Annotated in this window: 14 protein-coding genes; all 14 read right to left on the minus strand. The window is 38.5% G+C overall.

Annotated features, from left to right (window positions below; all coding sequences use genetic code 11):
- Nucleotides 1–21 precede the first annotated feature (21 nt).
- Nucleotides 22–1,368, minus strand: coding sequence for an MATE family efflux transporter (locus tag VCHSUH03_RS04285; protein ID WP_105089696.1), 1,347 nt, complete (start codon nucleotides 1,366–1,368; stop codon nucleotides 22–24).
- 72 nt (nucleotides 1,369–1,440) lie between these two features.
- Complete coding sequence (locus VCHSUH03_RS04290; RefSeq protein ID WP_105089697.1) at nucleotides 1,441–2,160, minus strand: LemA family protein; 720 nt, start codon at nucleotides 2,158–2,160, stop codon at nucleotides 1,441–1,443.
- The gene (locus VCHSUH03_RS04295; protein WP_241567135.1) at nucleotides 2,153–4,003 is read right to left on the minus strand and encodes an MAG1210 family protein; all 1,851 of its coding nucleotides are present in this window, start codon (nucleotides 4,001–4,003) and stop codon (nucleotides 2,153–2,155) included. The genes VCHSUH03_RS04290 and VCHSUH03_RS04295 overlap by 8 nt, the downstream gene beginning before the upstream one ends.
- A gap of 348 nt (nucleotides 4,004–4,351) precedes the next feature.
- Nucleotides 4,352–5,224: a 2-oxoacid:ferredoxin oxidoreductase subunit beta gene (locus VCHSUH03_RS04300; RefSeq protein ID WP_105084915.1), complete on the minus strand. Its 873-nt coding sequence runs from the start codon at nucleotides 5,222–5,224 to the stop codon at nucleotides 4,352–4,354.
- A 1-nt stretch (nucleotide 5,225) separates the two neighbouring features.
- The gene (locus VCHSUH03_RS04305; RefSeq protein ID WP_105094177.1) at nucleotides 5,226–6,977 is read right to left on the minus strand and encodes a 2-oxoacid:acceptor oxidoreductase subunit alpha; all 1,752 of its coding nucleotides are present in this window, start codon (nucleotides 6,975–6,977) and stop codon (nucleotides 5,226–5,228) included.
- A gap of 270 nt (nucleotides 6,978–7,247) precedes the next feature.
- Nucleotides 7,248–8,033, minus strand: coding sequence for a tRNA pseudouridine(38-40) synthase TruA (gene truA, locus VCHSUH03_RS04310; protein ID WP_105094178.1), 786 nt, complete (start codon nucleotides 8,031–8,033; stop codon nucleotides 7,248–7,250).
- Nucleotides 8,030–8,833, minus strand: coding sequence for an energy-coupling factor transporter transmembrane component T family protein (locus tag VCHSUH03_RS04315; protein WP_105094179.1), 804 nt, complete (start codon nucleotides 8,831–8,833; stop codon nucleotides 8,030–8,032). The genes truA and VCHSUH03_RS04315 overlap by 4 nt, the downstream gene beginning before the upstream one ends.
- Nucleotides 8,823–9,683 (minus strand): energy-coupling factor transporter ATPase, encoded by an 861-nt coding sequence (locus VCHSUH03_RS04320; protein ID WP_105094180.1) that lies wholly within the window; start codon nucleotides 9,681–9,683, stop codon nucleotides 8,823–8,825. The genes VCHSUH03_RS04315 and VCHSUH03_RS04320 overlap by 11 nt, the downstream gene beginning before the upstream one ends.
- A complete protein-coding gene (locus VCHSUH03_RS04325; protein ID WP_105094181.1) occupies nucleotides 9,683–10,630 on the minus strand; it encodes an energy-coupling factor transporter ATPase in 948 nt (315 codons plus the stop codon). Before VCHSUH03_RS04325 ends, VCHSUH03_RS04320 begins: the two co-directional genes overlap by 1 nt.
- A 186-nt stretch (nucleotides 10,631–10,816) precedes the next feature.
- Complete coding sequence (gene rplQ / locus VCHSUH03_RS04330) at nucleotides 10,817–11,152, minus strand: 50S ribosomal protein L17 (protein WP_004695155.1); 336 nt, start codon at nucleotides 11,150–11,152, stop codon at nucleotides 10,817–10,819.
- A gap of 12 nt (nucleotides 11,153–11,164) precedes the next feature.
- Nucleotides 11,165–12,169, minus strand: a complete 1,005-nt coding sequence (locus VCHSUH03_RS04335; RefSeq protein ID WP_105094182.1) for a DNA-directed RNA polymerase subunit alpha — start codon at nucleotides 12,167–12,169, stop codon at nucleotides 11,165–11,167.
- Between the two features lie 71 nt (nucleotides 12,170–12,240).
- Complete coding sequence (gene rpsK, locus VCHSUH03_RS04340) at nucleotides 12,241–12,630, minus strand: 30S ribosomal protein S11 (protein WP_004695151.1); 390 nt, start codon at nucleotides 12,628–12,630, stop codon at nucleotides 12,241–12,243.
- Between the two features lie 19 nt (nucleotides 12,631–12,649).
- A complete protein-coding gene (gene rpsM / locus VCHSUH03_RS04345) occupies nucleotides 12,650–13,018 on the minus strand; it encodes a 30S ribosomal protein S13 (protein ID WP_004695149.1) in 369 nt (122 codons plus the stop codon).
- Nucleotides 13,019–13,041: 23 nt separating this feature from the next.
- Complete coding sequence (rpmJ, locus tag VCHSUH03_RS04350) at nucleotides 13,042–13,155, minus strand: 50S ribosomal protein L36 (RefSeq protein ID WP_004695148.1); 114 nt, start codon at nucleotides 13,153–13,155, stop codon at nucleotides 13,042–13,044.
- Nucleotides 13,156–13,163 lie beyond the last annotated feature (8 nt).

The raw sequence follows: 13,163 nt of genomic DNA on the forward strand, positions 1-13,163 counted from the left end.
TGAAATCGTGTAAATATAAGACTATGCCTCTATGAGGCGTCTATTTTTCCACTTCCCACTATACCAGCGATATACAAATAATAAACCTCGTAAAATTTCATCTACCGCCATGGCAATCCAAATGCCTACGAGCCCCCATTCCCAGTAAATTCCAAATAGATAGGACAATGGTACAGCACATAACCACATGCCAAAAATGCCTACGAGCATCGGTGTTCTAATATCCCCTGCTGCTTGTAAGCAGCCAACCATAACAATATTAACGGCACGACCTAACTCAAGAAAAATCTCAATCAGTAATACATTATGTGCTAACGATAGGATTTCTGGATCCGTAGTAAATATGGATAGTACAATATCACTGGTAATATAAAAGAACGTAGCCAGTCCTACACTAATGGCAATGGCTAACAACATAGAATGCCATACGCGATTTGTCACCTCAGCTTGTCGTTTAGCCCCCATCAGGTAACCCACAATAACTTGAGATGCATTTGCTAATGCTATGGTATATACATAGCAAAGCATGGCTATAACCGAAACATACACCTTTGTATTAATAACAGCTAGCCCTAGGATGTTGACCATTTTCATAATCGTTGTCTGAGATAGCTGATAGCTTAATGTTTCACCACCAGAGGGAACACTGATATTCAGTAAAGACTTAACCGTATGCCACGGGAATGGTTTTAAAAATTTGAAGCTCACCTCTAAAGTAAGCAACTTCTTAAAGGTATAGCCAATAATTACGAGGCCTACCACCTTAGATAACCAGGTAGAAATTGATACCCCTAGTACACCAAGGCTTGGTATGGGACCATGACCAAATATTAATACATAGTTAGTTGTGATATGGATAACATTCATAACTAACGCGATATACATAGTAACACGCGTTAATGAATGGCCTCTAAATACGGCAACCAACGCATAATACATAGCCTGAATCGGTAATCCTGCGGCCACAATGGTCGTATATATCGACGTATCACTCATCGTTTCGGGAGGTATACCTAGCCATGTAAAAATCCATTCATGACAGGTGATAAAGAATACGGCCGCAACAGATGAAAACAAAAAGTTCAACACCAAACTGACCGTACACACCTCAGATAGCTTAGACTGATTCTTAGCCCCTAAATACTGGGCAATCAAAATCGTCGTAGCTGTACTCATAACAATGATGAGCATAATAAAGATATTTAAAATTTGATTGGCATTAGCCACAGCTGCTACCGCTTGAGGAGAGTAATGGCTCATCATTACTTGGTCTATATTACCTACTAACAGCTGTAGGAATACTTCGATAAATATAGGCCAGCTCAATGTCCAGATAGACAAGCTAATCCCTTTTTCATAAGACTTCATAGTATCCCCTTATATACTAATGTCAGATTTTATAGTATGCCCTTTATACACTAACCTCCAATTGCCTATCCCTTAAAAGAAAACGCCTTTAGATTTTTCTTTAGTTTCTTGATCTGCAATAAATGGAATTCTAGTAGTTCTACCTTCTTTGGCCGCTACAATCTTTTTAAATGGGAATTCAAAGATTTCTCTATTCCAAGTATTTACAGCATCATTATACAACGTTCTAGCTGCAGTAATTTCTTTTTGTAAGTAAGAATTTTGTTGCATTGCATCACGAATTGTATCTTGGCTTTGTAATTCTGGATAATTTTCTATAGCTACGTTGAGGGCTCTTGTAGCCTTGTTAAGTTGTGCATTCACATCACTTCTAGATTCTTCAGAAAAATTACCACTTCTATACTTAGCAATGTCTACAAGGATATCCTTATCAACTTCAATAGATTTTTCCACAAGTTTAGCCGCATTAGAAAGAATCACAACACGTTGCTCCATATAGTTATCAATTTCAGATGCAGCATTTTGAATTCTTTGTTCCATCATATTAAACTCTGAGCTAATTTGTTTTAATCGCCACCATGGATAAATCAATACAATGGCGCCAATAATAGATACTAGATACTTGTCTATAACTATGCCTAAAACGATACCGATAACACCAACTGCCATAAGGATCGTTGGAAGAAGTTTTTCAAAGCCACTAGTTTCAACAGGGATTACCTTAGCGATAACATGCACATCTCTGCCTTCAGACATAATTTCCGGATTCATTTCGTCGAGTTGGTTAGCCATTTTGGGTACCTCCAAATTCTTTGTAAATAGTATTTAATAAATCGTCGAGAGACTGATTTTGTCGATATAGTTTACCTGCCATAAAGTGATCGTATGCAAAAGACCGATCTCTATTATTTTCAGATTTTTGATACTGGTCTAGACCTTTAATATGATTAAAATCCTCTCCAGCAGATTTAATTTCTGAAACCTCTATCAATTCGTGTTTTGTAACAGGAACATACTCGTCCCAGCGGACTGGTACATAATAGGTTCTACCATTACCCGCTCGCACAGGCACTTCATCTATGTGTTCAATCGTTCTATACGAATAGGCATCTACCTTAATCACTTCTGAGTCACCTTCATTTTTATGGTGGCTAGTCTTAAGGATTGTTTTTACATTATTACGCTCCGACGCATTAGGGGGAACAAATAAATTGAGTCCCATTTTATTGGCTAGCATTTCTGTAATGTAATCATTATATTTGAAAGCATAAGATTTACTATAAATATAATCATTAGATGCCATCTGTTGATACACAGGAATTGCTAAAATTGGGAGGAATGAGAAATACATATGATCAAAGTAACTACAGTTGTAATTAATGAACTTCTCTTTAATCTTTTCGAATGAAAAATCATAATACTGAGATGGTGATGTATCAAAGTCCCAATTTTGAGAATTGTCAGCATTAATCTCATTAATTTTACACTCTTTATTAAATATAAAGTCATCTCCATATGGAGAGTTTTCAAAAATATCCTTATAGTTGTTTTGTGCTAATGGCGTAAATAGTACGCGGAACTCAACCTCATTGTTGCGATCTAATGCATTAAATTGTGCATCAAACTCTTCATTGGCTAAAGCTTGGAAGCTTCCGCCATTCTCCAATGAATCCTGACTCTTCTGTCTAAGACTAGCAATACCTTTTGCTATCTTACTCTTAGCGCTACCGAAATTAAAGAATCCTTTTTCCGGTGGCTTCCTATGGAATGTTAGGTTAGGTGCTGCATGATTACCATACACTAAAGATACTTTATTGGCATAATAAGGACCAGGTTGTCTTATAACGGCCCGTAATGTTTCGTTAACATCACGAGTTTTTAGATTCCCATTAGAATCAACATACTCTTCTGTATACGTAACATTTAAGGTGCCTTCATACGTATAATCATCCATCCAGTGGATTATGCGCTTCAGAAAAACAAAAGGGTTTCCTAAAATATCACCAGAAGCAATATCTAAGGTGGAATGATTCACATCACCTTTTTCTAAGAATCCATAATCTTTAACGAGCTGTTCATATCGTTCAATATTAAAGTTAGAATCCATATGAATAAAGGGAATCGCCTTTTTTATAAGTTCTACAGTCATTTCACTATGAAATAGATTGTTTAAAGGGGCCATCATCTCATAGCCTTCTTGACGCATTTTAGCTAATGTAGCATCTAAATCATTAAGTTTTTCTTCAAGGCTTTTACTATTAGGCTTAATCCAATATAGGTAAAGCCCTACACATAGAACTAATATAAGTATAGAAACAATAACCGCTACAATATCAATATACTCTTGTGAAAACTGATAAATACCATAAATAATGGCACCTATACCAATAACAATATCAACCTTTTTAATAATGCCAAATCGTTTATATGATGTATTCGATTGGTCCCGATTTTCTGATACAGCAGTATACTTATCTATTAATACTTTATTGTTATCTATATCAATCTTTGATTGATCTACTAGTTGTTGAAAGTATTCTTCGGTTACTTGTTGGAAGGAATCTTTTAACTCTTCCCGATAATACTTAAGTGGCTCTAGTAATGCTTCATTATATTCATTCGACACGTTACTCATTCCCTCTCCTTAATGAATCGCATAGTAAATGATACTTCTATACGTTTCCATTATGCCTCATATTCTGAAATAATAGCCTCTTATACTTATAAGCGTTCAATTTTTACTTAATTATAAATATCCTAAATTATAAATTAGTATATCAATTAAGAAAACCTCCGTAAAGTAATAATACGATTCATACCACTATAAAATAACCGTATCATTCATACCACTATAAAATAACCGTATCATTCACAACACTCTAAAGTAATCATACTATTCATAATGTCATAATGTAAAAACCCCTCTTTACCAGACATTCAGTAAAGAGGGGTTCAGATTATACATAATTCAATTTAGATAAGATTATTTAAATTGATTGCAAAGGCTATCGAATAGCGCTTGATCTGGTTTTACAACATCTTCAGTTAATGGACGAGGATGTGGACCACCATTTGCTGCTGCCAGAGCTTTTTCGAAGGAAGGTTTAGTAGTATCTTGATAGATAACACCTGTTACCAATCCATCAGTTTCACCCAATGTTTTAAGTGCTGCTGCACGATCTGTTGGGTCATAACCTTCTGGCAATTCTACCAAATGTTCTTTGAACCAGTCATAGCTGTTGTGTTTATTGTATGTAACACATGGGCTGAATACGTTGATAAAGGAGAAACCTTCATGATCCATTGCCTTTTGAATCAACTCTACAAGTTGTGCACGATTAATCATGTAACCTTGTGCTACGAATGTAGCACCTGCAGCAATTGCAGTTTCACAAACGGACAATGGAGATTCGAAAGCCCCACGAGGAGTTGTTTTTGTAACAAAACCGATATCGGAACGAGGGGATGCTTGACCTTTAGTCAAACCATATACATGGTTATCCATTACGACGTATGTCATATTTACATTACGTTTGAAAGCATGGATAGTGTGACCCATACCAATAGCGAACGCATCACCATCACCAGAGCAAGCGATAACTTCTAAGTCTTGGTTAGCAAGTTTAACGCCTTGTGCGTAAGGAAGCGCACGACCATGAGTTGTATGAGCTCCATATGCGTAGAAATAACCACCGATACGGCTAGAGCAACCGATACCGGAAATTACTGCTAATTTTTCTGGTGGAATATTTTTCGCTACTACAGCGTCAGTAATCGCTGCTTGAACCCCATAATGGCCACAGCCTGGACACCAGTTAGGACGAATATCGTTTCTGTAATCTTTAGCTGTTGTCATATTATAGGACCTCCTTAATCGCATTTTTCACATAACTTTTTGTGAATGGATTACCATCGTATTTCAAGCAGCTGGAAATTTTAGATTTCTTATGCATGTTGATTTTAAATAAGTTAGTCAATTGACCTGTTGCATTGTGCTCAACGATAACCACTTTTTTCGCAGCATCCATGAATGGTTGTAATTGTTTTGCTGGGAATGGTTTAATCAAGCGCAATTGCAAGTGGTTAACTTTAACACCTTCTTGATCGAATTCAGCAACAGCTTCTTCGATAGCGCCACGGCTAGAAGCCATACCTACAACAAGTACATCTGCTTCGTCGTATTTAGCGTTATTCAAGAATGGTTCATAGTTGTCAGCTACAGTTTCCAATTTGCGGAAACGTTTATCAGTTTGCGCTACGTGCATTGTAGGCGCTTCTGCTGGTTTACCTTCTTCATTATGTTCTAAACCTGTGGAAAGGAATAGACCATTTTTCATGCCAGGAATTGTACGTGGAGAAATACCATCTTCAGTCAATTCAAAACGTTTGAAGTAGTTAGGTTGTTCCAATTCAGGAAGATCAGCTTCTTTCATCATTTTACCGCGGTTAATAGGTACACGGTTCAAATCGAAGGAAGGAACGGATTGTTTATTCAAACCTTGTTGTAAATCAGGCATGAAGATAACTGGACATTGGTACATTTCTGCCAAGTTGAAAGCTTTTTGAATTTCATAGAAGCATTCTTCAATAGATGTTGGAGAAATAACGATACCAGAGTAATCGCCATGTGCATTATAGCAAGCTGCATCAATATCGGATTGTTCAACCTTTGTAGCCATACCTGTAGATGGGCCAGAACGTTGAACGTCGATAACAACCATTGGTAATTCAGCCATGGAAGCCATGGATAAGGATTCAGCCATCAAGGAAAGACCAGGGCCAGAAGTACATGTGAAGCCACGAACACCTGCGTATACGCCACCCATAGCTGTCATACATGCTGCGATTTCGTCCTCTGTTTGAACGATAGTAGCACCCAATTTATCCATATTTTTAATCATATATTCCATTACTTCAGATGCTGGAGTAATAGGATAAGATGCCATGAAACGGGAGCCCGCAGCAATAGCACCTAAAGCACATGCTTCATTACCTAATAAGAACATTTGATCTTTCTTACCAGGAGCTGGCAATGTATCGATTTCCACATCGCCCAATTTTTCCATTACAAGGCCATAACCATCGTCAAAGGCAGCTAAGTTTTTATCCACGATTTCTTGGGATTTTTTCGCAAATTTAGCAGCAATCGCATCTTTAAACATCTTAGTATCGAAACCAAGAAGTGCTACAGACATACCAAGTGCTACGATATTACGCATCAACAAGGAACCTTGTTTCATTGCGGTTTCAGAGATTGGCAAGGACAAGCAATTAACCTTTGTACCTTCAAATTTAGAGAAGTCAGGATTTACTTTGCTGTCACAGATGATGTAACCGCCCTCACGAACTTCAGAACCATGCATATCAACTGTTTCTTGATCAAGGGAAAGCAAGAAGTCTACACCTTCACCAATAGACATAACTTGTTCTAATGCAACGCGCAATGCGAATGTAGTATGACCACCTTTGATACGAGATGCAAATAAACGTTGGCTATACAAGGAATAACCTTCTTTAGCGAGGATTGTCGCCATGATTTCGCCACAACTCTCGATACCTTCACCTTGTTGGCCGCCCATTTTCCAGATAAAATCTTTACGTTTTTGCAAGAGATTCACCCTCCTTAGGATAAAAATTACACTGCTGACAAGAGTCTACCTTACTATGTTAATGTTTTATAGTACGAACCTGTCCATATCGTCATTGTATCATGTATATATTGGGTTTACAATGTATCATTTCACATAATAATAGGTATAAATTAAGGCATTATAACTAAAAATTATAAGAAAAAAGGATACTACATGCTAAGTAGTATCCTTTTAGTATTAATAGTTATCGTTTTAAATAAATTCTAGAAGAATGCAGTCTATACAAAATTATATAGAATATTTATTCTGTAACACCTCTTGCTGACGTTCTTTCGTAAAGAATATCTCCTCTAAACATAACCCTTGGGCTGGCGCCGTTTTACCTATAACACGACGATCTTTAGCGGCCAAATAGCCCTTGATATCCTCCACCTTGCGTCTTCCAAGGCCTACATCGACGAGGAGCCCTGCAATATTGCGAACCATGTGGTATAAGAACCCATCCCCCACTACAGAAATGGTAACATGAGAGCCTTCTGCCTCTACATGAATTCCTATAATTGTTTTTACCGGATCAGCAGGTGTTGAATTCGTCCCCTTTAAGGTAGTAAAGTCATGGGTGCCTAATAATTCATTGCCTGCAGCTTGCATGAGGTCGATATTAAGAGGCTTCTTAACATGCCAATGGTATCGTTTTGTCAAAGGATTAGCAATAAGCTGATTATGAATCGTATATACATACTCTTTACCGTATATATTCCAGCGTGGCTTCCAATCAAGTGGAATTTCCACGGCTTCAAGAACAACGATATCCTTTGGAATATGTGCAATCATAGCACGAGGAATATTTTCTACTGGTATAGATCCAGATGTTTGGAACGTACATACTTGAAACTTCGCATGTACCCCTGCATCTGTTCTAGAAGCTCCATAGATTTGTATGGGTTCATTACAAATTTTAGATAATCCATATTCTAAGCAACCTTGTACGGTTAAGCCCTTATCATCAGGTTGCTTCTGATAGCCTGCCAAATCGGTGCCGTCATAAGCAACTATGATTCGTATATTTCTCATAGATCAAGCCACCATAAAACGATGAGTACAATGGTAATCAAAATAACAGCACCGACGCCAATATAATCAACATAGGTAACTTGTAGTTCCTTCATACGCGTACGGTTTACACCACCTCGATAGCAACGCGCTTCCATAGCAATAGCCAGTTCATCAGCACGTCTAAATGCACTAATGAATAAAGGAACCAACAAAGGTACCATATTTTTTGCCCGTTGAATGATAGACCCTGTTACAAAGTCTGCACCACGAGCAGATTGAGCTTTCATAATACGATCTGTTTCATCCAATAAAGTAGGAATGAAACGCAATGCAATGGTCATCATCATAGCCAATTCATGAGCAGGTACGCCAATACAACGGAATGGGTTTAGCAAATGCTCAATACCATCAGTCAAACGAATTGGTGATGTCGTATAGGTCAATAGGGAGGAGAATAAGATTAAAAAGATTAATCGTGCCGCCATTTGTAGACCCATAGCTAAGCCTTGATCTGTAATATTAATAACGCCCCATTGGAAAAGTGAATTACCTGGGGTCGTAAAGATATGAATACCCATAGTAAATACAATAATAATCCAAAGTGGTTTAATAGCTGACCACATCAAGCGTAATGGCAATCTTGATAACAGCATAGCAAAGATGGTAAATGCCCCTACCAAGCCATACGCAAGAGGAGAATTTGCTAGGAAGATAGCTACCACAAAGATAGTTGTAGCAATAATCTTGGCACGAGGATCCATGCGATGCAAGAAGGAGTTTCCTGGGAAGTATTGCCCAATAGTAATGTTATTTAACATGGCTACCTCCTTCTAGAATGGCTTGTACTGCATCATCCACGGATAATACACGGTTAGATACATCTAGTCCCTGTTCACGCAAATACTCCATAGTTACGGATACTGGTGGTACGTCTACACCAACAGCCTGTAACTCATCGCGATGATTATTAAAGATATCCATCGGCTCTCCATCGAGAACGATGCGACCTTTATCAAGGACTACAAGGCGAGATGCCATGCGCGAAATATCTTCCATATTGTGAGATACAAGGATTACTGTAATCCCCTTTTCTTTATGAAGTCGAATGATCTCTTCAAAGATTTCTTCACGACCAAATGGGTCAAGGCCTGCAGATGGCTCATCAAGGACTAGGAAATCTGGATTCATAGCCACTACACCAGCGATGGCAACACGGCGCATTTGTCCACCAGATAGATGGAATGGAGAGCGCTCTGCGTAGGTGTCGTAATCAAGACCTACAAATTTCATTGCCTCCCGTACCCGTTCATCTACTTCATCAGCACTGAGGCCTAAATTTTTAGGACCAAAAGCAATATCTTCAGCAATAGTTTCTTCAAACAACTGATGTTCTGGATATTGGAAAACCATGCCTACCTTATGGCGCATCTTTTTAGCTTCCTCCGTAGAAGCACTAATATCTACGCCATTAACGGTAACCGTTCCTGTTGTAGGGTGTAATAAGCCATTTAAATGTTGTACAAAGGTAGATTTACCAGAGCCGGTATGACCAATGATGCCTAAAAACTCACCGTTTTCAATAGTAAGAGATACACCGTGAAGGGCTGTCTTTTCAAATGGAGTACCTACACCATAAGTATAAGTAATATTATCTAATACAATCGCCATTAGTGTGTGCCCTCCCCTCTTACTGCATTTACATCTTCATTGGTAGGAGAGCTAATAGTTTTAGCACCTACATTATGATTATCTAGTAGTTGGTCAGCTAATTTAGAATGTTTAAGACCTACTGCTAATTCTTCATTATTGATGATACTTTTACCAATCTCATAACCTTTTTCATTTAATTTAAAAGCAATTTCAGACGCCACAGGAACATCAAGGCCAAGACCTTTTAAGGTATCTACATGACTGAAGATTTCACGAGGAGTGCCATCATGTAATTTCACACCATTTTTCATAACTACTACACGATCAGCTGTGACAGCTTCCTCCATAAAATGTGTAATGTACACGATAGTGATACCTTCTTCTTTATTGAGTTTATGAACTGTCTCTAATACCTCACGACGACCTTTTGGATCAAGCATAGCCGTTGGTTCATCAAGAACGATACAATCAGGTTTCATGGCAAGTACGCCAGCAATAGCGATACGTTGCTTTTGACCACCAGACAACAAATGAGGACCATGCTCTCTATATTCAGTCATATTAACAGCCTCTAATGCTGCATCGACACGTTTTCTAATTTCAGCACTAGGAATTCCAAGATTTTCTGGACCAAAGGCAACATCTTCTTCTACGACAGCTGCCACAATTTGGTTATCCGGATTTTGGAACACCATACCTACATGTTGGCGTATATCCCAAATATGTTCTTCATCACGCGTATCATAGCCACATACATTGATATACCCTTCACTAGGTTGTAATAACACGTTGAAATGCTTGGCTAGTGTACTTTTACCACTACCATTAGTACCGATAATACAAACAAACTCACCACGCTTGATGGATAAACTCACATCATTTAGTGCATGTACATCATTGCCATTTTCATCACTATAAATATGACTCATATGATTGACGTCAATCATAATGTCTTTTTCATTCATGGATAACCTCATATCTTTCTAGTCAATTTCGTTTCTATGAAAGTAAACCCCTTTACGGTTAACAATACATATTCAATATTACGATAACTGCTAACATATTACGATATTATACTAATCGATTGTACCATAAAATTGACAATAAAAAAACGGTGCTGCAACATAAGTTACAACACCGTATGAGTTTGATTAAACTAACTCGATAATAGCCAAAGGTGCAGCGTCACCTTTGCGAAGACCAGTTTTGATTACACGAGTGTAACCACCTTGACGGTCTGCATATTTTGGAGCAATTGTATCAAACAATTTTTTTACTACGCTTTCATCCATGAGGTACGCAAGAACTTGGCGACGTGCATGAAGATCACCACGTTTAGCCAAAGTTACCATTTGATCAGCTAAAGAGCGAAGTTCTTTCGCTTTAGCTTCTGTAGTTTCAATACGCTCATATTGGAAGAAAGATGTTAACATGCTACGGAACAACGCTTTACGAGCGGAGCTGTCGCGGCCTAATTTTCTGTACATTCGTCTTCCTCCTTATTCGCCTTTTTGTTTAAGTTGAAAACCACCTGGATGATTGTTGAGTTTTTCCTCAATTTCATCGATGGATTTTTTGCCTAAATTGCGAACTTTTCCTAAGTCATCAATGGTTTTGTCTAGCAAATCTGCAATTGTATTAATGCCAGCACGTTTCAAGCAGTTATATGCACGAACAGAGAGTTCCAACTCATCGATGGAAATCTTTGCTGGGCCGTCATCTACAGCTGGTTCTTCATTATCGGAACCTACTGGATCAACAACGATACCGCCTTCACCTGTGTTTACATCTACAACATCTGCAGAGTGCGCTAATTTAGTGAAGTTCCCTAAATAACCAATCATAATGGCAGCAGATTTTGCTACTGCATCAGCAGCAGTAATGGAACCATCAGTCCAAACTTCTAATGTAAGTTTGTCAAAGTCCATTTCATTGCCTACACGAACATCACTCACTTCGTATTTGGCACGAAGAATTGGGGAGAAGATGGAATCGATTGGAATACAACCGATTACATCTGTATCTTTTTTATTCTTCGTGGAAGGAACGTAACCTTTGCCACGTTCGATTACTACGTCCATTACGAGATGAGCTGTCTCATCCATTGTCGCAATCACTAGATCAGGATTCAATACTTCTACTTCTGGTGGGAATTGCTCAGCTAAGTCAGCAGCTGTCAATACGCCGTCCTTTTGGAAGTCAAAATGAACTTCCAAAGGTAATTGAACATCTTCTTCAACTTTGATGCACAATTGCTTTAAGTTAAGGATGATATCCGTAACGTCTTCGCGAATACCAGGAATAGTAGAGAACTCATGAAGAACTCCATCAATTTTGATAGAGGTGATAGCTGCCCCATCCAAGGATGAAAGCAAAATTCTGCGTAAGCTATTACCGAGAGTGATACCATAACCACGGTCTAATGGTTCACATACGAACTTACCATAGCGACCGCCTTCGGCGATGTCCACTTTCTCGATTTTAAGTTTCTTTTCTTCGCTCATCAGGAACATCCTCCTATACAACACACGTTCATAGTTTAATTATAGCACCGTATCAAATCGGCCGCTATAAATTATACACGACGGCGTTTTGGAGGGCGACAACCATTGTGAGGAATTGGAGTTACGTCTTTAATGGAAGTAACTTCAAGACCTGCAGCTTGTAAAGCACGGATTGCAGCTTCACGGCCGGATCCAGGACCTTTTACGAATACTTCAACAGTGCGAAGACCATGTTCCATTGCAGCTTTAGCAGCTTGTTCAGCAGCCATTTGAGCAGCAAATGGAGTGGATTTACGGGAACCACGGAAGCCCAAGCCACCAGCGGAAGCCCAAGACAACGCGTTACCGTTTGTATCTGTCAAAGTTACGATAGTGTTATTGAATGTAGAACGAATATGAGCCGCACCGGATTCAATATGTTTCTTTTCTTTTCTTTTAGTTCTAACAACTTTTTTAGCCACGCTTTATCCCTCCTTTATCTTATTTCTTTTTACCAGCAATTGCTTTTCTAGGACCTTTGCGAGTACGTGCATTCGTTTTAGTACGTTGACCACGAAGTGGTAAACCCATACGATGACGTTTGCCTCGATAGGAGTTGATTTCAATTAAGCGTTTAATGTTAAGAGCTTCTTCACGACGAAGGTCACCTTCAACTTTGTAATCAGCATCTAACAATTCACGGATTTTCGCTACTTCATCTTCAGAAAGATCACGAACACGTGTGTCAGGATTGATGCCAGTTTTAGCAATGATTTCAGATGCTAAAGTTGGACCAATACCATAAATATAAGTTAAACCAATTTCCACTCGTTTATCACGAGGTAAATCTACACCGGCGATACGTGCCATCTAATCATCCACCTCCTATCAGATTATCCTTGTTTTTGTTTATGTTTTGGATTTTCGCAAATAACCATTACACGGCCTTTGCGTTTAATGATTTTACATTTTTCGCATATCTTTTTAACTGATGGTTGAACCTTCATTAGTACCT

Source organism: Veillonella infantium, assembly GCF_002959895.1.
GTDB classification, from domain to species: Bacteria; Bacillota; Negativicutes; order Veillonellales; family Veillonellaceae; genus Veillonella; species Veillonella infantium.